Source organism: Pukyongiella litopenaei (assembly GCF_003008555.2).
GTDB lineage: Bacteria > Pseudomonadota > Alphaproteobacteria > Rhodobacterales > Rhodobacteraceae > Pukyongiella > Pukyongiella litopenaei.
The window spans coordinates 1,944,055-1,964,949 of the sequence record NZ_CP027665.1 but is presented as its reverse complement, the minus strand read 5'-3'; the positions used below and the strand labels follow the sequence as shown (position 1 = coordinate 1,964,949).

Annotated in this window: 19 protein-coding genes; 9 read left to right on the top strand and 10 right to left on the bottom strand. The window is 61.9% G+C overall.

Going from position 1 to position 20,895, the window contains the following annotated elements; all coding sequences use genetic code 11:
• Positions 1-452 precede the first annotated feature (452 nt).
• Complete coding sequence (locus C6Y53_RS09825) at positions 453-2,624, top strand: TonB-dependent receptor family protein (protein ID WP_244614797.1); 2,172 nt, start codon at positions 453-455, stop codon at positions 2,622-2,624.
• A gap of 151 nt (positions 2,625-2,775) precedes the next feature.
• Here the strand turns inward: C6Y53_RS09825 and C6Y53_RS09820 are convergent, their stop codons facing one another.
• The 7 genes from C6Y53_RS09820 to C6Y53_RS09790 form a co-directional block, all read right to left on the bottom strand.
• Positions 2,776-3,363 (bottom strand): FMN-binding negative transcriptional regulator, encoded by a 588-nt coding sequence (locus C6Y53_RS09820; protein ID WP_244614796.1) that lies wholly within the window; start codon positions 3,361-3,363, stop codon positions 2,776-2,778.
• Between the two features lie 82 nt (positions 3,364-3,445).
• On the bottom strand, positions 3,446-5,209 hold the full coding sequence (locus C6Y53_RS09815; RefSeq protein WP_106472275.1) for a dipeptide ABC transporter ATP-binding protein: 1,764 nt from the start codon (positions 5,207-5,209) through the stop codon (positions 3,446-3,448).
• 1 nt (position 5,210) lies between these two features.
• Positions 5,211-6,053, bottom strand: a complete 843-nt coding sequence (locus C6Y53_RS09810; RefSeq protein ID WP_106472274.1) for an ABC transporter permease — start codon at positions 6,051-6,053, stop codon at positions 5,211-5,213.
• On the bottom strand, positions 6,050-6,997 hold the full coding sequence (locus C6Y53_RS09805; RefSeq protein ID WP_106472273.1) for an ABC transporter permease: 948 nt from the start codon (positions 6,995-6,997) through the stop codon (positions 6,050-6,052). The genes C6Y53_RS09810 and C6Y53_RS09805 overlap by 4 nt, the downstream gene beginning before the upstream one ends.
• A 22-nt stretch (positions 6,998-7,019) precedes the next feature.
• The gene (locus tag C6Y53_RS09800; protein WP_211299348.1) at positions 7,020-8,576 is read right to left on the bottom strand and encodes an ABC transporter substrate-binding protein; all 1,557 of its coding nucleotides are present in this window, start codon (positions 8,574-8,576) and stop codon (positions 7,020-7,022) included.
• A gap of 40 nt (positions 8,577-8,616) precedes the next feature.
• Positions 8,617-9,729: a C45 family autoproteolytic acyltransferase/hydrolase gene (locus tag C6Y53_RS09795; RefSeq protein WP_149615509.1), complete on the bottom strand. Its 1,113-nt coding sequence runs from the start codon at positions 9,727-9,729 to the stop codon at positions 8,617-8,619.
• Positions 9,729-10,598 (bottom strand): hydrolase, encoded by an 870-nt coding sequence (locus C6Y53_RS09790; RefSeq protein ID WP_106472270.1) that lies wholly within the window; start codon positions 10,596-10,598, stop codon positions 9,729-9,731. The genes C6Y53_RS09795 and C6Y53_RS09790 overlap by 1 nt, the downstream gene beginning before the upstream one ends.
• Positions 10,599-10,823: 225 nt before the next feature.
• On the opposite strand from C6Y53_RS09790, the gene C6Y53_RS09785 reads away from it, so the two are divergent.
• The 6 genes from C6Y53_RS09785 (at position 10,824) to C6Y53_RS09760 (ending at position 18,051) form a co-directional block, all read left to right on the top strand.
• Positions 10,824-11,423: a GntR family transcriptional regulator gene (locus C6Y53_RS09785; RefSeq protein ID WP_211299347.1), complete on the top strand. Its 600-nt coding sequence runs from the start codon at positions 10,824-10,826 to the stop codon at positions 11,421-11,423.
• Positions 11,413-12,369, top strand: a complete 957-nt coding sequence (locus C6Y53_RS09780) for an alpha/beta hydrolase (RefSeq protein WP_106472268.1) — start codon at positions 11,413-11,415, stop codon at positions 12,367-12,369. Before C6Y53_RS09785 ends, C6Y53_RS09780 begins: the two co-directional genes overlap by 11 nt.
• A 186-nt stretch (positions 12,370-12,555) precedes the next feature.
• Positions 12,556-14,814: a TonB-dependent hemoglobin/transferrin/lactoferrin family receptor gene (locus C6Y53_RS09775; RefSeq protein ID WP_106472267.1), complete on the top strand. Its 2,259-nt coding sequence runs from the start codon at positions 12,556-12,558 to the stop codon at positions 14,812-14,814.
• Positions 14,815-14,819: 5 nt separating this feature from the next.
• Positions 14,820-16,541, top strand: a complete 1,722-nt coding sequence (locus tag C6Y53_RS09770; RefSeq protein ID WP_106472266.1) for an ABC transporter ATP-binding protein/permease — start codon at positions 14,820-14,822, stop codon at positions 16,539-16,541.
• On the top strand, positions 16,538-17,239 hold the full coding sequence (locus tag C6Y53_RS09765) for a ChuX/HutX family heme-like substrate-binding protein (RefSeq protein WP_106472265.1): 702 nt from the start codon (positions 16,538-16,540) through the stop codon (positions 17,237-17,239). Before C6Y53_RS09770 ends, C6Y53_RS09765 begins: the two co-directional genes overlap by 4 nt.
• Entirely contained in the window at positions 17,236-18,051 is an 816-nt protein-coding gene (locus tag C6Y53_RS09760) for a ChaN family lipoprotein (RefSeq protein ID WP_106472264.1), read from the top strand. Before C6Y53_RS09765 ends, C6Y53_RS09760 begins: the two co-directional genes overlap by 4 nt.
• Before the next feature lie 331 nt (positions 18,052-18,382).
• On the opposite strand, the gene C6Y53_RS09755 is transcribed toward C6Y53_RS09760, so the two are convergent.
• Together C6Y53_RS09755 and C6Y53_RS09750 are read right to left on the bottom strand one after the other, a co-directional pair.
• Positions 18,383-18,487 carry an integrase core domain-containing protein gene (locus C6Y53_RS09755; protein ID WP_425300360.1) on the bottom strand — a complete coding sequence of 35 codons (105 nt, stop codon included), beginning with the start codon at positions 18,485-18,487 and terminating at the stop codon, positions 18,383-18,385.
• A 60-nt stretch (positions 18,488-18,547) separates the two neighbouring features.
• Entirely contained in the window at positions 18,548-19,150 is a 603-nt protein-coding gene (locus C6Y53_RS09750) for a helix-turn-helix domain-containing protein (RefSeq protein WP_106472263.1), read from the bottom strand.
• A 150-nt stretch (positions 19,151-19,300) separates the two neighbouring features.
• Between C6Y53_RS09750 and C6Y53_RS09745 the strand changes: the two genes are divergently transcribed.
• Together C6Y53_RS09745 and C6Y53_RS09740 are read left to right on the top strand one after the other, a co-directional pair.
• Positions 19,301-19,591, top strand: a complete 291-nt coding sequence (locus C6Y53_RS09745) for a hypothetical protein (RefSeq protein ID WP_149615507.1) — start codon at positions 19,301-19,303, stop codon at positions 19,589-19,591.
• Between the two features lie 67 nt (positions 19,592-19,658).
• Complete coding sequence (locus tag C6Y53_RS09740) at positions 19,659-20,108, top strand: hypothetical protein (RefSeq protein ID WP_106472261.1); 450 nt, start codon at positions 19,659-19,661, stop codon at positions 20,106-20,108.
• 76 nt (positions 20,109-20,184) lie between these two features.
• On the opposite strand, the gene C6Y53_RS09735 is transcribed toward C6Y53_RS09740, so the two are convergent.
• Complete coding sequence (locus C6Y53_RS09735; protein WP_106472260.1) at positions 20,185-20,805, bottom strand: hypothetical protein; 621 nt, start codon at positions 20,803-20,805, stop codon at positions 20,185-20,187.
• Positions 20,806-20,895 lie beyond the last annotated feature (90 nt).

Here is a 20,895-nt window from a genome sequence, read left to right as displayed (position 1 = left end):
CGATCCACCACATGAAACGCAGCGCCTTGCCAACGGCATTGCTGTTGTAACATCCTGCCAGGACGGTGAAAAAACCACATGAGCGATTCTTAGTTTTTTTGTCGGATTTGACGTAAGTCAAGGTTTCGGCCCAGCCCGAAGCGCTACACCTGTCGCGTCATTGTCCAAGCCGCCGCACCATTGCGGCACATGCCAGGTCGACACAGAAAACACCGACCGGCGAGGCAGTTTCCCTACCTTCAGGCATTCCGGTACGCGACGGTCCGCGCCGCTCCCTCGGGCGCGGATCGTCGGTCCTCGCCCGGTGCCGTGCCCGTCCGGGTGCAAAGCCAAATCGGGCGCAATTCGGCCCGGAGATGAATGAAGTGGACGAGACGATGCTGTTTCGAAAATCACCTAATCGACATGTCGCATGGGGGCCGACCCTGTGCCTGCCCATCGCGGGTTTGCTCATGGCGACAACTGCGATGGGGCAATCGGCCCAACCGGGCGCGCTGATCGAACTGGAATCGATCACCGTAACCGGCAACGACGCCAGCACCGCCGGGGCCCTGCGCGACCGGATGCGCGAAACCCCCGGCGCGGCGGCGGTTGTCGGCGCCGAAGAGATCGAGGAAATCCCGAACCCGACCTTTTCCGATGCCATGGCCGGGGTGCCCGGTGTCGTCGTGCAGGAGTTCTTTGGCGGTAACGACCAGCCGCGATTCCAGATCCGCGGCTCCGGGATGCAGCAGAACCCCACCGAACGCGGTCTGATGGTTCTCTACAACGGCATGCAGGTGAACCGCGCCGATGGTTCCTACATCGCCGGCCTGAGCGCGCCCGGACTGGCCGACGCGATCGAGGTCTGGCGCGGCGCCTCCGCCAACCGGCTCGGCGCCACGGTGCTTGGCGGTGCCATCAACTTCATCTCTCCCACCGCCATCACATCGCCCGGCACCAGACTCGGCTTCGGTCTTGGCAGCGATGGCCGCGTATCGGCCTCGGGGCAGACCGCGATCCAGGGCGAAAGAGCCTCGGGCATGCTGCAGTTCGAATACGACAAGGCGGACGGCTATCGCGATCTCAACAACGGTTCCCGGCGCACCGTTCTGTCCGGCAATGTCGAGATCCCGCACGCCAATGGCGCCACCCAACTGTTCCTGAACTACACCGACCTTTCCTTCGGTGTGCCCGGTCCCCTGACATGGTCCGAGCTCGATGCCGATCCACGGCAGGTCCATGCCGGTCCGGTGATCACCGGCGGCGTGGTGTCGAACCCTGGCCCCAATGTGCCGCGCGATCTGCCCCGGCGCGAAACCAGACAGCTGCTGCTTGGCGCCCGGACCGCCTTCGATCTGGGCGATCACCTGTTCGACATCGGCGTCAGCGCCGCGAAAACCGATGACAGCTTCCGCTTTCCGATCTCCTCGGGAGAACGGGTAACCGACGGCTATGATGGCAACCTGTCGTTTCGCTATTCCTACCTGCCGGATCACGTCGCGGGCCTGCCGCTGTTCGAGGCAAACCTGCTGGTCTCGGCGGGGCATTCGGATCGCTCCTACTATCACAACATCAGCGGTTCGCGCGGCCCGCAATTCGGCCTGAACAAGCTAAAGGCCACGACCTCCTCGCTTTATGTCGGTGCCAATATCCCGCTGGGCGGCGCCGCCTTCCTGTCGCCGTCGATCTCCTACAGCTACGCCACCCGCGACAACGACGATCGCTGGGCCGGTGCCACCCGGCCGACGGTCGGCTACAACCCCGGCAACCCGACGATGCGGCTGCCGGACGGCACCGTGCCGACCGTGTCGAACAGCTATTCGCGCTCCTACAGCGGCTGGAGCCCGCGTCTGGCGCTGACCTGGAACCCGGCCGAGAACCAGACCGCCTGGGTCGCGCTGTCGCACAGTTTCGAACCGCCGACCCACGGTGATCTTCTGAGCACTTCGGGCGGAACGCCGAACTCCGGCTCAGGCCGGCCGATGCCCCCGGTGCCCAGCTCAACGGCGGCGGCTTTCTCGACACCGAACCTCAAGGCGCAGACCGCCAATACCATCGAGGTCGGCTGGCGTGGACACACCGGCAGCCTCGCCTGGGACATCACCGCATATTATTCGGAGTTGAAGAACGAGATCCTGTCGTTGCGCGATGTTTCCGGTTCGCCGGTGTCCTCGATGAACGCCGATCGGACCCGCCACAGCGGGCTGGAGGCGGGGCTGTCCTTTGATCTCGCATCCGATGTCTTCGGCCGGGTCGCCTGGACCTGGCAGGACTTCCGCTTTGTCAATGACCCGGTGCGTGGCAACAACCGGCTGGGCGGAGCGCCAAGCCATATCCTCACCGCTTCGATCGGTTGGCGGACTACCGATCGCCTGTCGCTTTATGCGCTGGCCAAATGGGTGCCCGAAGAAACACCCGTCGACAACATGAACACCCTCTTCAACCAGCCCTATTTCGTCGCCGACCTGCGCGCCAATTACCAACTGTCGGATACCGTCGCCATCGTGGCCGAGGTCGGCAACGTCTTTGACGAAACCTATGCCGGTTCCACCCTCGTGGTGGACCGGGCCCGCCCCGACCAGGCCGCCTTCATCCCGGGGGAAGGCCGCACATTCTATATCGGGACCGAACTGACGTTCTGACCCTCAACCAGCGACGGGACCACGAAAGAAAGGGACTGCCCGGCTGACAGGTGGTCCCTTTCTGACATCAGCGCCCAGCGGACTGGTCCAGAGGGTTGGGCGAGGGCTCCGATGGCGTGGGCCGTTCGGTGAGGCCCCAACGCCTTTCTCATCAACACCCGATACATTCCGGGTTGCGCGGTCGTCGCAAAAGATCAACCAAAAGATCCTTTCCGATTTCCTCACCAGCCTCCAATCCTGCCGCAACGCCAGCGCGGTTCGCCGCCGACCGGGTCTGCTCCAGCTTGGATATTCCTTTCAGGGCAGTCAGGTGGATGCGGAACCCGATGATCCGGGGCATCATCCGGGCAATATCAGCGTCCGGGATCCGAGACAGCTGCCAAGCGCCGCCGATACGGCTTTCCGACAAGGCGATGATACGTTCCATCAGAGCTCGCATGCCGGAGCTGTCGACCGGCTCTATCTCACCACGCAGATGCACCGACCGGTAAATCCAGGTGGGCACATCCTCATCCTCAACATACCAGCTGGGCGACACATATGCCGAAGGGCCGTTGAAGACCGCCAGCACCGGACCCGGGGCCATCAGTTCTCCGGCCTGCGGGTTGATGCGGGCTATGTGGCCGATCAGGGTCCGGCAACCGGGGTCTTCGGTCTCGAAGAACAGCGGCGTCTGGGTCGCCTCCGGCGTGTCCTGCCCGCAGGTGATCACGGTGGCAAACGGGTAGGCGCGGATCATCTGGCGCGCCTCGTCCTCGCTGGCGGCATAGGGCCGCGGCACATAGGGCCGCTCTTGGCCTTGGTCCATGGGATACCCCTTTTCAGGCCGCGCCGCGAAGGGCGACGAAATGGCCGGGCGCGGTTTCGGCCAGCCGGTAGAGCGCCTCGCCGCCACTCGTTTCGTCATAGAATTGCAGATCGCCGTCCTGCACGGCTGGCGCCGGCATGCTGTGCGTCAGCTGCAACCCGCCGGGCCCCGGCTCGAGCCGCGGCGAAGCCGACATCAACCGACGCGTATAGGGATGACGCGGCGCTGCAAACAGCGTGCCGGTTTCGCCTTGCTCCATGATCCGCCCCTTGTGCAGCACATAGAGCCTCGCGCAGAGCTGCTCGACGATATGCAGGTCATGGCTGATGAACAGGCAGGCAAAGCCATACTCGCGCTGCAGCGATTTCAACAGCGCAAGGATCTGTGCCTGGATGGTGACATCCAGCGCCGAGACGGGTTCATCCGCGATGATCAGGTCGGGCCGGCTGATCAAGGCGCGGGCGATTGCCACGCGCTGGCGCTGGCCGCCCGACAGCGCATGGGGAAAGCGCCCGGCCATGACGCGGGGCAGGCCGACCGCCTCCAGCATCTCGTCCACCCGCGCGCGCCGGTCGTCCGTGGACAGGCTGCGGTCGTGGCGCAATCCCTCTGCGACGATGCGGCCGATCCGCATACGCGGGTTCAGGGAAGAGAACGGATCCTGAAAGACGAAGCGGATGCGCTGGCGCAGCCTGTTCGCCTCTGCCCCCGTGCAACTGCCGAGGTCGCGCCCCTCAAAGACGATACGGCCCGCGGCCATGGGGGCCAGCTGGCCGATGGCACGGCCGATCGTGCTCTTGCCGCTGCCGCTTTCACCGGCAAGGCCGACGAATTCACCCGGTTGCACGGTCAGCGAGACATCCTGCACCGCCCGGGTTCTGTTTTCCCCGAACAGGCCGAAGAAACGCTTTTCGGAGAACTCCACCCGCAGCCCCTTCACGCTTAGCAGCGGCGCGCCCGCGGCCCCCTTGACCGGCTCCGGGGTGCCCAGTTGTGCGGCCGCCAGCAGCTTGCGGGTATATTCGTGCCGGGGGTTGCCCAACACGTCGCGGGCACTGCCGGTCTCCACCAGAACCCCCTTCTCCATCACCGCGATCCGGGACGCATAGGCGGCCACGACGGCCAGATCATGCGAGATCAGGATCACTGCGGTGTTATTGGCGCGGGCGACCTCGGCCATGATGTCCAGAACCTCTTTCTGGACCACCGCATCCAGCGCCGTGGTCGGCTCGTCCGCGATCAGAAGCGCAGGTTTCAACATCATCACCGAGGCGATCATGATCCGCTGCCGCATGCCGCCGGAGAACTCGTGCGGATAGCGGTTCATGAGTTGCTCGGGATTGTCGAGCCGCACCTGGCGCAGCATTTCCAGCGCCCGCTCCCGGATCTGGGGTTCGCTCAGCTCCGTATGCTCGCGCATCGCTTCGCACATCTGCTCTCTGATCCGCATATTGGGGTTGAGCGAGGACAGCGGCTCCTGAAAGATCAACCCGATCTTCCTACCGCGCAGGCGACGTCTTTCCTCGGCGGACCCGGCATTGGCCATGTCGAAGCCACCAAACCGGACACTTCCGCGGCGGACCTGACCGCCGCCGGGCAACAACCCCATGATCGCGCGACCGATCATGCTCTTGCCGCTGCCGCTTTCGCCCACCAGCGCCAGGATCTCGCCCGGCGCCACCGAGAGGTTCACCTCCTGGACCACCGCGGCGGCGCCGAAGGCAATTTCGAGATCCTCGATTTTCAGGATCGGATCCGTTTCTGTGCGGCATTCCATGTCAGATCACCTCCCGCGAGGGTGTGGATTTCGGGTCAAGCTCGTCGCGCAGCGCATCGCCAAGCAGGTTCACCCCCAACAGCGCGACAGAGATGCAAAGACCGGGCAGCAGCCCCAGCATGGGGTAGCGCATCAGATGTGCCTTGGCCTCGGCCAGGATATTGCCCCAGCTGGGTTCCGGCGGCGGCACGCCCAGCCCCAGGAAGCTGAGCGCGCTTTCGGCCAGCAGCACCCAGCCGAACATCATCGTGGTCAGCACGATCAGCGGTGCCAGGCAGTTGGGCAGGACATGCACGATCAGCGTATAGAGGCGCGAATTGCCCATGGTGGCCGAGGCCTCGACGAATTCGGACTGGCTGACCGACAGGACCGAGCCGCGCACCACGCGGGTGACTGCAGGCAGATAGGCGACCGAGAGCGCAAGGATCACACCATACCGGTTCGCCCCGATCACCGCCATCAGGCCCAGTGCGATCAACAGGCCGGGAAAGGCCATCAGCGCGTCCAGAACCATGATCAGCAGCCGGTCGAACCAGCCCCGGAAATAGCCGGCCGCCGCCCCCAGGAGCGTACCCAGCAGCACCGGGGCCACCAGCGTGCCCAGCCCGATCGAGACGGAAACCCAGGCACCGCGCATCAGCCGGGACAGGATGTCCCGCCCGAACATGTCGGTGCCCAGAGGATGTGCCGCCGAGGCATCGGCAAAACGGTTCAGCAGATCGGATTTCAGCGGATCATGCGGCGTGTAGACACTGCCAACCAGCGCGACCAGGAAAACAAGCCCCAGGAGCAGAGCTCCGGTCAGCCCGTTGACCTTGCCCAGAAGGCGTTTGGAAAAAGTCATGTCAGGCGCACCTTGGGATCAAAGACGGAATAGGCGAGGTCGATGGCAAGATTTGTCATCACATAGATCGCGGCGATGAACAGGAGCGCCCCCTGCAGCACGGGGTAGTCGCGGGCATAGATGGAATCGACCAGCAGCTTGCCCAGACCCGGCAGGGTAAAAACCGTTTCGGTCACCGCGGCCCCCGCCAGCAGCCCCGCCAGCATGATGCCGACCATCGTCAGCGTAGGCGCAAAGGCATTTGGAAAGACATGGCGCCACAGGACCTTGCGCTCGGGCAACCCCTTGGCGCGGGCATGGGTGATGTAATCCTTGCCCATCACTTCCAGACTGCCCGCGCGCATCATCCGGGTCAGGACCGCGATTTCCGAAAGCGCCAGCGACGTCACCGGCAGGATCAGATACATCATACCCCGCCCCAGATCGTCGCTCACCGAGACGAAGCCCACGGTCGGCAGCCAGCCCAGGATGGCGCCGAACAGCACCAGAAGCATCAGCCCGACCCAGAAACTCGGCATCGACAGTTTCAGAATGGTCAGCAGCACGATTGCATAGTCCGTTCGGCTGTTGTGCCGGTGCGCGGCCAGAAGGCCGAGGGGAACCGACACCAGAAGCGCCGTGGTCATGGCGAGGAGAACCACGGTTGCCGTCACGCTGAAGCGCTGCACCAGCAGGGACGAAACCTCCTGTCCGGTCATGATCGAGGTGCCAAGATTGCCCGAGAACACCTCGCGCAACCATGCCAGGAACTGCACGGGCACCGGCTGATCGAGCCCCAGTTGCGCCCGCATCTGTTCGAGCGTCGCTTCGTCATCGATATTGCCGCCAAGCATCATCAGCGCCGGGTCACCGGGCAGCGCCCGCACCAGCGCAAAGATGATCACCGCCACGATGGCAAAGGTGGGGATCGACATCAGCACTCGTTTCAGCACGAAAGTCAGCATGGTTGCCTTCTCCTGCGGCCGGTCAGCCGTTCACTGTCAGCATCCATCCGCGCAGCAGGCCCGCACCCCAGTTCTCGAACCCGCCGATCTTGTCGGACATGCCGGTGAACAGGGTCCGGTGGCCAAGGCCGATGGCCGGGATCTCGTCGATGAAGCCTTGATGCAGCTTGTCGATCACAGCCTGCAACGCTTCGGGGTCGCCCACGCGCAGGGATTCATTGACCAGCGCAACCGCCTCTGGATTTTTCCATGCCTTGCGCTGCGCATCGCCGGTGAACATCTCGAAGCTGAGCCCCGCGTGCAGGCGCGGCGAAAAGGTGAAGCTCTGCATGTGATAGCCGGTGCCGTTGCGGTAGGCCTCCAGCTGGGTGCCCCATTCGACCACCTCCAGCTTGGCGTTCAGACCCGCCTCCATCATCATCGCCTGCGCCATCAGCGCGCGCTCGTAATAGGCGCCATTGCGGCGAGTGGCGAGAATGATGATCTCCTCGCCATCATACCCCGCCTCCTGCAGCAGGGCCTTGGCCCGTTCCACGTCATATTCGGGGTATTGCGCCTGCACATCGGTGAAATTGACCGACATCGGCGGCACCGGAGAGGGTGACGCCGCGCCAAACCCTTCGGTGATCGCCGCCATGATGCGCTGCGGGTCGATGGCATGGGCGATGGCGCGGCGGATACGCACGTCCGACAGCAGCGGATCGTCCGAGTTCAGCAGATAGGTGTCCCAAACCGCGGATTCGGTGGCATCCACCGTAAATCCGGGCTGGTCCCGCAGTTCCGAAGCGGTCATCGCATCGATGGTCACCAGGTCCAGATCGCCGGCCTGCAACGCGGTTTTCGATACCGCGCCCTCACCGACGATTTCCCAGCGCAGGGTGTCGACGCTGGCATGTTTGCCACCGCCATAGCCATTGGGGGCCTCATCGCGGCTTGCATAATCCGCGAACCGTTTCAGCTCCACATAGCGGCCCGGCGCGTGATCGCCCATCTTGTAGGGGCCGGTGCCGATCGGTGTGTTCCAGCTGCCATCGGCATTGACGGATTCCGGGTGCAGCACGGCCATCGACCCGCAGTCGAACCGCGCCATGGTGGCCAGGAACACCGCATAGGGTTCTTCAAGCGTTATGACAAAGGTGTGGTCATCCACGGCCTTGGCCGAGGTCACATTGATATTGTTCTGACCATTGAAGAAGTTCTTGCAATGGGATTCGGAAGCCTCTCCTGCCAGCCGGTTCCAGGACCATTCCACGTCCTGCGCCGTCATCTCTGCGCCGTTGTGGAATTTCACGCCCTGGCGCAGCGTGAAGGTATGGGTGCGGCCACCATCCGAGACCTCGTAGCTTTCGGCCAGCATCGGAATGATGCTGAAATCGCTGGCATAGGTCACCAGACCCTCAACGATATGACCGTGCACCTGGTCCGTGTTGCCGTCGCGGGTGACACCGGGATTGGTGCCGCGAATGTCTGCGTTCAGCGCCATGCGAACGACGCTTTCGGCCATGGCTGGCAGAGCATTTCCCAATGCCAGCCCGGCCGACAGAACCGCGGTGCTCAATAGTCTGTGTCTATACATCATGGTTGTTTCCCCTGTTGTCCAAAGTGGGCCTTCTCGCCCGTCAGTGCAGGCGGTAGTTCTGGGTCTTGCTGTTGGCATAGGGCAGCTGGCGCACCCGCATCTCGCCCGCGCCAGCATCCATCAGGACCATTGCCACGGTGGCCGAGAGATAGGCATTGGTTTCGTCTTCATTGTCCTGCGGCGTCCGGATGATGCCGCGGGGCGAGCCGAACCGGTCATCCAGCGCATCCGCCAGGCTCGACAGCCCGTGCTTGTGTCCTGCGCTTTCGATCAGGCGGCGCAGACGACGATCCCGGAACAGGGTATCGGCGCCCCGCGCTATGCCCATGTCCCGCTCACGGGCACGGGCACCGGCGGTGACAAAATGGTTGGAATGGGTCAGGCAGTCACCATCGGGTGCCTGCCAGTAGATCTCGTCCGGCGTGGTTTCGAAATTCAGGCAGTCGCCGCTTTGCGCACAGCTGATCGTCATGTTGTTCGAAACCGTCCGTGGCAGGCGGTAAAGTTCGGTCAGGGCCTGCGAATAGCCACCAGCCTCGAGCACCCGGCGCCGGATCACCGAAAGCGGCACCCCAAAGGGCCGGTTGCCATCCTGTCCGCTGACCAGATTGTTGCCGGTGATGGCAACGCCCTGATCGTTGAAACCCGCCCGCGCCAGCCCGCCGGCCTCCACATAGGTCAGAATATCGGGATGGCGCTCCGATCGGATCCGCAGAACCACGGTGCTGTCGGCACAATCGGGTAGCCAGTCCCAGTTCTGCACATGCAGCAGGCGGCCACTCTCGCTCAGCCCAGGCAGGACCACCGCCGCCGTGCAGCCATCATCCAGCGAACCGGTATCCTTTGGCCGCTGGGCATGCAGGTTGATGATCTCGCTGCGCCCGTTGATCACAAGCACTTCTTCAAGCTGCACACCAGCGCCCTCGGCAATCCCGCGCAGCTCCTCTATCGCCTCGGGCACCTGCGGTTCCAGGGCTTCACGCAGCCGCACCGCATAGGTCAGTACGCTGTCCCAGCTCAACCCGTGCTGGCGGAACAGGTCGCGGTAGACGCCAAGCCCATGGCGCAACTGCACATCCGCCTGGCGACCGTAGGACAGCCCGCGTTCATGGGCCGGGCCCTCGATCTCGACCAGCCTGGGAGCCGCAACCATCACCGCACCCCCGGTGCCGGCAGGCGGTTTTTCAGCGTATCGGTGAAGAAGCGTTCGACATAAGGAAACACGCCGCGCATGTCATGCGGCACACCGGGGGCCGTGTCGTGCCAGACCTCGACGCCGCGCGCCTGAAGGGTTTCGCGCAGGGCGTGCAGCCGGTCATTGCGGTTCTTGCCTGCGCTATTGGCGCCGGCAATGTATTTTGGCGAATCCTCGGGGAATGTGATCTCCCATTCCTCGGTGTCGAGCGCGCCGACGGACATGTGGACCCTGACCTGTTTCAACGCCTCGAAATCGATGTCGCGTCCGAAGATGTTCCTGAAGTTCCTGATCCCCGGCCACCAGTCCATGGTATCGTCCAAGAGCGTGACCGAACCCGGCGCGCCGATCGAAACCGCCTTTAGCCGGTCCGGGTGCAGATAGAGGAAACGGTGGGTGAAATGGCCGCCGCCTGAGAATCCAAACAGCATGAACTTTCCGAATGTGCGGTTGATCAGGTCCCCTGCCTGCGCGACCATCGCCAACAGAACCTCGTCATAGCGGATTTCGTGCTCCACCATGTACTTGTAGCCGCCAGCCTCCATGTCACCGCGCACCCCCACCGGGAAAAGCGGCGCCAGGATGACGCAGTTGTTGAAGCGGCCAAAACCCGAAAAGGCATCGCGGTAAAGCGACTGCAACCGCATGGTTCCATGCACCGAAATCAGCAGGTCCAACTCGCGCTCCGGCTCATCCCATGCACTTTCGGGGATGTAGAGCATGAAGGAAAACCGCGGATCATGGCGACAGGCAATGATCGTCGTCTCTCCGGTCAGATACAGCGCACGCGCGCGCTCCTGCGGGCTGTCCTGCAATCGTGGCAGCATGTCTCGGGGTCTCCTGAACTGTCTTTGAGCGGACGTTAGCGGGCAGATTTTTGAGAGTCAAAATAATTTTATATATTGGCGCCAATATTGATATCGATATTGATCTGCCCATGCTTCCTGCCTATTCTCTGCCGAAACGGAACAGGGGACTTGTCCGAAAAGATGCCAGCAAAGCGAAACAAGGCGGGTGCGGCGCCCGGGCCGGACGCATTGTCGCAACGCGTGATGGCGGATATCAATGCCGGCATCCTGCGGCGCGGAGAATGGCTGAAACAGATCGATCTGGAACGGCGCTACGACTGCACGCGAATCAAGGTGCGTGATGCGCTGACCTATCTTCACTCCAAGCGACTGGTGGAACACATTCCCAACCGTGGCTACCGGGTGCCCGACCCCAATCCGGCACGCGAACGCCAGATCGGCGAGGTCCGCGCCCTGCTGGAGGCTCATGCCGCCGCGGATGTTCTGGACCAGGCCACCGATGAAGACATTGCCCGCCTGCGGCAGCTGGCCGAGACCTTTCGAGAGGCCGCCTACAACGGCACCGCGTTCTCGCAGATCGAGGCAAACTATGCCTTCCACGCGGTGCTCTACGGTTTCTGCCGCAACGAGGTGCTGCGCGAACTGATGCTGGACCTGCGCCAGCAGGGACCGGCCGCACCGGTGGGGCAATGGCAAACCGTGGCCCAGTTGCAGCGCGCCACGCAGGACCATTTCGATATCGTTGAGGCCATTGAGAATCGCAATCTGGCGCAGCTACGCGCGCGCATCACCGCCCATATCGCGGGCGAAAGGGCCCAACCGGAGACACCGGATGACACTTGACCCCGACCTGCACCGCATGTTGGAGCGTTCCCGCGCTGCCGGTGGCCCGCCGCTTCAGGCCATGGCCGTCGAGGAGGCCCGCGCCGCCATGCGAGAGATGTTCCTGAGCAATGGCTACCCAATCCACCACGCCGCCGAGGTGACCAGCGTCCCGGCACAGGATTGTGGCGGCTTCGCACTTCATCTCTATCGCCCCAAGGGCGTGGAAGGGCCCCTGCCTGCACTTGTCTACTTCCACGGCGGAGGTTTTGTCCTGGGCGATGCGGCAGCCTATGACACCCATTCGCGCGCTCTGGCGCATCTGTTGGGGGTCACGGTCGTTTTCGTTGAATACAGACTGGCGCCAGAGCATCGCTTTCCCGCCGCGCTTGAGGATGCACAGGGGGCAATGGACTGGCTGGCGGATAAGGCGCCGGATCTCGGCATCGACACCGCCCGCATGGTGCTGATGGGCGAGAGCGCCGGGGGCAACCTTGCGGTAAACGCGGCGCTGCATGCCCGCGCGAAGGGTCGGATCTCGTTTCGCGGCCTCACCTTGATCTACCCGGTGACCGACATGCGCCCCTTCACCGGCAGCGACGTGCCGGACGGGTCGCTAAAAGACTATGCCAGCGGCGTAAACCTCGACATGGCCGAGATGCAATGGTTCTGCGAAACATACCTGAACACCCCGGCCGAGGGCGGGCTGCCGGAAAACACCCTGTTCGGCCATCCCGGTCTGGCGGGGCTGCCACCCACCCGGATCTACACCGCGGAATGCGACCCGCTGCGGGACATGGGAATGAATTTCGCCCTGCGGCTCACCGAACAAGGCGTCCGCGCCCATGCTGAATGCCTGCCGGGCATGCTGCACAGTTTCATGTGTCACGGCAGCGTATCGCCCCGGGCCCTGCGACACTTCTTTCGAATCGTGGAGGATATCTCCGCCCAATTCGCGTATCCATAGGCGGCGTCTGCAACCACCTGATCCAGGCCATGGCGGGTGCCATTGCGACATCGGTCCTTCACACCCACTTGCTAACCTTACTAAAATAGTTAACTTTAGGAATTTGAGCGCCGGCGGGCGTTCAAACCGCCGCTAGCCTCTTGAGCGCCAGCCGAATTTTCCAAATTCCAGCCTCAAGAGAGCTACATGTCGACATCGTCAAATGTGCGTCGCCTGCTATTGTGCGCGTCCACGGCCCTGGTTCATGTCCCCTATTCCGCATCTGCGCAGGATGACGAGAACGAAACCTTCACACTCGATCCGATCATCGTCAGGACCAACCGTGAAGAAAGCACCGTTCTCGATGTTCCGGCGAACATCTCCATCATCGACGGCGAAGAGATCAAGGATCGCAACATCACGGATTTTGGCGATCTGACCCGCACGATACCCGGTGTCACGGCCGGACGGCAGACAACGGCGACCGATCCCTTCAGCACCTTCGGCGGCATCAACATCCGCGGTGTCGGCGGAAACCGGGTGCAATTGCAGGTGGATGGCTCGCGCATCCCCGAACGGATCATTGACGGCACCCGCGACTATGTTGATTTCAGTTTCATCAAGCAGGTCGAGATTTTTCGTGGGCCGTCCTCCGTCCTGTGGGGATCGGATGCGCTTGGCGGTGTCGTCGCTTTCGAGACGATCGACCCCGAAGATATCCTCGACGGCCGGGACCGGGGGCTGAACGCCCGGCTTGCATATAGCTCGTTCGACAAGGGAACCACGGCGTCGCTCAGCTACGCACAAAGGCTGTCGCCAACTCTCGAAGTGCTACTCGGGCTTTCACATTACGCTGGAAGCGAGCCTGAACTGTCCAATGCCAGGGCAGATGGCGGGATCTATGGATGCCCGCGCAACCTGAATTGGGGTGCGACCCCCTGCAACGCGTTCGATCCGACAGACAGCAGCTCTGACAAGCTGCTGGCCAAGATGGTCTGGACCCCGGACAGCCGGCATCGTTTCGAGTTTACCGCGGACATTCTGAGTCGGGAAACAAACGTTCAGCAGAACTATCTCCTGGGGCCGCAATACTCGTCCTTTACCGGACTGCCGACCGGCGAAATCGTCCACAACAAGAACCGAAGCCTGGACCTGAAACGCGAACGCTATGCGATCGAGCACATCTGGACACCCGACAACGGGTTCGTGGAAAACGTCAGGACGGTGCTGTCGTATACACCCAACGGCTATGAACGGACCGGAACGGAGCTGTCCCAATCAGTTGTTGGTGACAGCATGAGCACACGGGACTATCTGAGCTACAGCGAAGACTTCCTCGAACTCGATGTCCAGGCCTATTCGGTTTTCATCGCCGGGCAGACCGAACACAACCTGATCTACGGGTTTGACGGTGATCTCACCAAGTCCGACTACTCACGGCTTGATGTCGAAACAAACCTGACGACCGGTGCAGTAACATCGAAACCGGCCGGCGGTTTCAACTTCGCCAATTCCGACACCCGCCGTGCGGATATCTTCATTCAGGATCGAATAGTCTTTGGCAACGGCCGGTTCGAGCTGACGCCGGGGCTTCGCTATGCGACCTACAAGATCACACCTCGGACCAATGCAGATTATCGGCCTGTCATCGGCCTCGAGCCCCGCGTGCGTGAGGACAAGAAGCTGCTCAAGAGCCTGGGCGCGCTCTATCGGTTCAATGACACCTATTCGGTTTGGGCCAAGTATGGCGAAGGTTTCAAGATGCCGACTGCCCAGCAGCTCTTTACCTCGGTTCCCGGCTCGTTCTTTGACCTGATTCCCGCGCCGAACCTGGAACCGGAAGAAGTGGAAAGCTATGAAATCGGCCTGCGCGGAGAATATGGCAACGGCTTTTTCGCGATCAACGGCTTCAACGCGAAATACGACAATTTCATTCAGAGCTTCTACAACATCCCCGGCACGGCGCAGTATACCTACAGGAACCTGTCGAGCGTCGATGTCTGGGGTGTCGAGGCATCTGCGGCATGGGCATTCTCGGATTTGCTGAGCGGTTCGATCTCGGCGTCATGGCAGAAGGGAACGCAAATGGTTTCCGCGGATGCCGATGAAACGCCGCACACGTTGCCGCCCCTCACGGCAGTGATCAGCCTCCGCCAGGACCTGCCGCAATATGATCTTTCGCTCGAAGCCGTCGGCACGTTCGCATCCGCGGTCAGCGAGACCGAAAACCCGGATGATTTCAAGCCCGCCGGATACGGATTGCTCGACCTCTATGCAAGCTGGCAGATCATTCCGAACGGGGCGCTCAACTTTGGCGTTCAGAACGTGTTCGACAAACGCTACTTCACCGCGAATGCGGCGACCTATTCGCAAAGCGCAACCGCAGCCGTCGCGCGTTCGAATCCGATTGAACTTCAGACCGGACTGGGACGCACCTTTACCGTTTCATTCGACATGGCGTTCTGATTGCAATGAACACGTTGTCGGGCGGCATCTTCCGCTTGATCGGTCGCGCGGCTCTCGGGCCGCGCGCCTGGATCGGTTTGGCGCTCTATGCCGTCGTGCTCGGACTCGAGTTTCTCGGTGTCTGGGTCTCGGTCCAGATGATTTCGTGGACCAGGGTTTTCTATGACGCGCTGGAACAGTTCGACGTGGCCGCGGCCGTGGCCCAGCTATGGGTCTTTGCCGGCCTGGTCGGGCTTTGGGCCGGGGCAGCCTTGTTCGGGCAATGGGTCCGCGACAGGTTGCTGTTGTTCTGGCGCGAACGGCTTACGGATGCCGCGTTGCAGCTCTGGCTGGGCAAGGCGGCATACTGGCACTTGCGTCCGGGGCTCTCTCCTGCGGCGGTGGACAATCCCGATCAAAGGGTGGCCGAAGATTGCCGCAACTTCATTCGTCTGCTGCTCGTGGTGTCGGTCGATGTGATCACGAACATCGTCGCACTCGTTTCCTATGTGGCGATCCTGTGGAACATTTCGGATTTCGCTCTGGAATTCGAACTGTTCGGGGCGGATGTGTCGATCCCCCGATACATGGTCTGGCTCGCGTTCATCTACGTTGCCGGGTCGACCTTGATTACCCATTTGCTGGGCAAACCTCTCAAGGGGCTGGTCTTTCGGCAGGAACGACGCGAAGCGGATTTCCGGCACGCACTGGTTCAGATCCGTGACAACGCGACCGAGATTGCCCAATCGCGGGGTGAAGAGGCAGAGCGCAAGCGGCTCGACCGGCGATTCCTCGCGATCAAGGACAACTGGAACCGGCTGATCGGCCGAGAATTCATACTCGGCCTGTTCACCAAGCCCTACTATCGTTCGATCCTGCGTGTGCCGCTGTTTTTCGCCTTGCCGGCCTATTTCGCCCGGTCGGTGAGCTTCGGTGGCCTGATGCAGTTGGCATCGGCATTTTCGTCGGTTGCGACAACACTCAGTTGGTTCATCTTCAACTACAGGGATCTCGCCGAGATCGCCGCTGTCGCGCAGCGTCTGGATGATCTCTTTGTCAATACGGCGGATCCCAAACCCTTGCCCGGCATCCCGCGCGCGATACGGCGACGCCGATCAACCGGCGCAGGGATGAGCGTCGACGGTTTGCGACTGTATACGCCCGACGGCAAGGCATTGGCGCCGGTCCCTGACATCAGGGTCGAAGCCGGTGAACATATCTGGATTTCCGGGTTTTCCGGTGTTGGCAAGACCACGCTACTTTCTGCCCTGTCGGGGCTCTGGCCCTATGGCGAGGGCGCGATCGACATGCCGGCTGCGGGATTGCTCGCTCTGCCGCAGGTGCCTCGGGTCTTCAACGAAAGCCTCGCCGCTGCGATCTGCTATCCGTCCGATCCCTCGGATGTTCCCGAAACGCGCCTGACCGAGATTCTGATGCGGGTCGGGATGCCGCATTGTTTGGATCGGCTCGCTCTCGACGGAAGCGAAGCTGTCGAAGGGCTCTCGATGGGAGAAAGACAGCGGCTCGCGATTGCCCGGTTGCTGATCCATGAGCCGACCTTCGTGTTGCTGGACGAAGCAACCAGTGCGCTCGACATAGAGGCCGAGGCGGAGTTGTTTGCCCTGTTGAGGGAAGACCTGCCGAACGCGACGATCCTGTGCGTCGCGCACCGGCCTCCCGAGGCGCTCGCGCCCTATCGCACCTGGACCATTGGACACAGAACCCGGATCGAAAGGAAATCCGCATGATGCAATCCGAAAAAGGCCGTTGGCATCTGGCTGGCGCAACACCGTCGGAGGTGCTTCTGATGCTCCCGGATATGGGAAAGATCATGGTTATCTTCCGTGAGAATGGCGTCACGCACGAACGGATCGGTGTCGTCGAGACTGCCACCGCACATGACTGTTGCGTGGACTTGAAAGGCGGGGCGCATGATGCCCGGGTTGATGCTTCGGTGCTGTCGGGCATGGTGCTCGACACCTCGTCCGAAATGCAGGGCAGAACGTATCCCCGGCTCGAATTTATCGGTGCCGGTGGCGAAACGGTCTTTGCCGTTGTCGGCATGGAAGGCGCCGCGCCATTCATCACGGCGCTTTCCAATGTTGGCCGCAGTGACGCGGAAGCTCGTAGTTCCGTCGGTTCATCGCGAGACCCCGAGCAACCCGGACTGGAAACGGACCGTGGACACGCCTTTCTGAAACAGTTGATCGGTTCGGCTGTCGAGATCGTCGCGCGCCGTCCGGGTTTCCGGCAGGCCTGGCAGGGGCGTATCGACGGCGTGAAGCCTGCGATGGGCTTCAGCAACGTCATGACCGGCGATTTTCACCTGCATCTGAAAGGTGGCACCGTGGCGGATTGGCAGGCAGACGGTGATACCTCTTTCGCACTGGATGACACGGGAGCGCGCACAGGTCTGGAGATCCGTCGCGTGGGTGCGCACCCATGAAGGCCGGAACCTGGGTATCGCCCCGTGACGGCAAGGTCCTGACCCATGCCGATGTGATCGACAGGGCCGGCAGATCACAGGTCGTCCTGCTGGGAGAGCAGCATGATCGGGCCGACAACCATCGTTGGCAGATGCATGTCACCGCCGGGTTGCTTGCCCATCGCCCGGATATCGTCATGGGGTTCGAGATGTTTCCCGCACGCCTGACGCCGGTTCTGATGCAATGGAGTGACGGCCAACTGACCGAAGCCGAGTTCATTCGCCAAAGCGAATGGAACGAGGTGTGGCGCTTCGATCCTGAACTCTACATGCCGATCTTCCGTTTTTGCAGGGATCACGCGATCCCGATGGTCGGCCTGAACTGCCGCCGCGGATTGGTCAGCGAGGTTGGAAAGGACGGGTGGGACGCGATTGCCGAAACACAGCGTGAAGGCATAACGCCGGCACGGCCCGCTACGCCCGAGTATCGGCAATATCTTTTTGACATTACCGGCGGTCAACGCGCCGACCGGGCCGCTCAATCACCTGATGACAGTGCATTTGACCGGTTCGTGCGCGCGCAACAGACGTGGGACCGCGCCTTTGCCTGCCGCATCGCCCAGGTTGTCCGACAACCGGGTGAACCGCTGGTCGTGGGGATTATCGGTCGTGGCCATCTGGAATTCGGGCACGGCACACCATTTCAGCTGACCGACCTGGGCATCACGGCTTCCACGGTCCTGCTTCCTCACGATTCCGGGGTTCCGATCGTTCCAGATGTGGCAGAAGCTGTCTGTTTCATGGCGCCGTCTCCGAACCTCGGCACTGACTAGGTGGGCATCGTCAGGCGGTTGACCGACCCCGCGAAGAGGTACGCGAAGGCGTGAATGAGTGAGGGTCGCGCACGGCGCCAGCCGTTTACTAAATCGTAGCCGCAACGAGAACGTCGCGGCTACATTTTGTAGGGCAGTGCGGAACGCCTGCAAATGATCGTGTGTCTGGATAAATAGATTGTAAGACGTCAGCCTTGATCTGACGGACGCCTCAGCGAACGGCGCTGAGAATGGGTTTCTGGCTGTCCGATGGCTCGGAAGCCCTGATCGTCTTGTCCACCGCGATGTGTAGCGTTTCACGGAAGGTCTGCCTAGGTGTTTTGCCATAGCACTATCTTCCTGAATGCGGCCGCTGCTCGTTGTATTTGTCCAGCCAGATATCGAGATCGGTCTGCAACTCCTCCACCGACCGGTAGAGATTCTTGCGGAAGGCAATTTCGTAGAACTCGTCCTTGATGGTTCCGGGACGGCTGGGTGAAAGTTCAGCGACGGGTCTCTAGCCGCTTTGTGTCCGCATTTGTTCAGTTTTCCAACGCCTCGGAGACACTCCGAAATGCTGCCGAAACGTGCGGGCAAAATGGGAAGGGTTATCGAAACCGACGCGCTGCGCAACGCTCAGGATGTTGCAGGTCTGTTCCTGCTCAAGCAGCTCGGCGGCATGTGCCAGTCTTCGCATGATTGCGAATTGCAAAGGAGAGCGCCCCGTGGCTGCCTTGAAGCGTCGTGAAAAGTGGTGTCGGCTGACCCCGGCAAATTCTGCCATTTCCGTCACCGAAACCTGGCGCTCGAGATTGCCATCCAGCATCGTTTGCAGTCGGTCCAGGGTGGCCTTGCCAAGAGGTATCACGCCACCGACGGGCGCCATGCCGATATCTGAAGGCTGATCGAGCAGTTGATGCGTTACCATATGCGCTGCATGGACCAGCCCGGCATCCGAGACGACACCGGGACGGGCATGGCCCATATCCATCATGGTCGCCTCGACCAGCGGGTCGCGGAATATGGTGGACAACACATTGCTTTTCAGTTTGTCGATCCAGGCCTTGCCAAAGCTCTCGACGACCGCATCGACTGCGATGGCAAATGTGATCGCCGTCATCCCGGGCCAGCGACCAGTTCCCCGGGCGCCTGGTGGAAAGACTCCGATCGCGCCGGGCCCAATGTGCTCTGAAATCTTTTGAAAGTTCGTGGCTATGGTTATAGGTCCGCCGCCGTCGACGCACAGATGCACGAAAAGTACGGGACTGGGTTGCACGGCATCAGCATAGGCTCCGTTTCACCACCAAGAACCGCGACTGGAACACCAAGGAGGCGCTGGAGGGGGGGCGAAGCCTGGGCGCGGGACAGCAACGCCGCCCTGGAACGCGCCGGCATCGAGGACCGGGTGGATCACCGGACCCTCGTGGCGCAGCGCGACGAGGCGCTTGAGCTGGCGGCGGCGGCGCGGGAGCGCGGCGACGAGGGCGCGGAGCTGCGCGAGACCGTGCAGGCCGTCGAGCTGAACTGTCCGCCCCTGCCGCAGCTTTCCTCAGGCGCTTGACAGATGAAGGCGCGGCATCGAGGTCGGCCGTGCCTGGCACGAGGCCAAGGCCCGCGCGGCCGAGGTCATGGAACTGGCGCGGGATCTGGCAGGCCATGTCTGCGACTGGCTCGACCGGGCCGCGGATCGGGTGCTGGACCGCCTGGGATCGGGGCAGGGTGAGCTGGCGCTTGCCGGAGACCGTGGCGGGCGGGACCAGGGCCCCGACCGGTTCGACCGGCGCGAGCTTGCCACGCGGCTCAGAGAGGCATGGGAGGCGCGGCATCGCGACCGTGAGATACCGGACGCGGCTATGCCGGAACGCGACGCCTCCGATGATCTGGCGGCACGGTTGCGCGAGGCGGCGCAGGGGGTCGACTGGGAGGCCCTGGCCGACCGCGCGGCTGCATTGCGCGAAGGCCGAGAGGCCAAGGAACGACAGGTTGCGGAGGACGCAGCGCGAGAACGTGAGCTGGAGATCGAAAAGGAACGGGACAGCATTGCCGAGCGCGATCGGGGCCGCGGGCACATCCTATAGACGGTTGCAGATGGCCCGCGCCCTCCCCGCCATATGGAGGCGGTCGGGCGCAATCGTCTCACGCCTGTTGCTTTCGTTATAGCTTAGGCGCGTCCCCACTCGGCACAGGCTTTTCTTTGGTCTTCTCAAAGGCTGTCGCTTCTTTCAGGTATCGAAAATCGGCCATACTCATCTCTAGAGATTTCAGAATGTCATTCGCAGGGTCACCCCTTAGCACGATCTTCAGAATGCCCTGGCATCCAACTGGCATTGCAGAAAACGGCTTGGTGACATCTACACGCACCGAGATTTTTTCGGGACAGTCGAACACCGCTCTCATACCCTCGAAGTAATCCACGCCCTCGTCCTTAGCTGCGTTAAGCGTGTTGCCTTTCATATCCTCAATCAGGTTTTTTGTCGCCTCAGCCGAGATGATGGAGACCAGATCAGGATTGAAGACGTATGTAAGGCCGCCAGGGGCAGTATAGGCAGTCGGTAGGCCGAATTTTTCGATGACATTGTCCTGCGTCTCCCGGAAGGACGGAGCCGCGGCGGGATCGAAAATTGTTTGTCGTGTGACAGCGAAAAGACGATTGCTAGACCCGGCACCCGTGAAACGTAACTGGATTTGCTCGGGCTGATTCCGTTGCCTATGAATAGTCAGTATACTTGTGAACTCCGACCCATCATGTCGGTTCTTACCAACGTTGGTTGCCACACGAACGCCCGGAAAACTGCTCTTCAATTGGGCCTAGGCTTCTTTAGCCGTCATTCCTACGTAAAGCCCGATAATTTCTGGTCCAGTCTT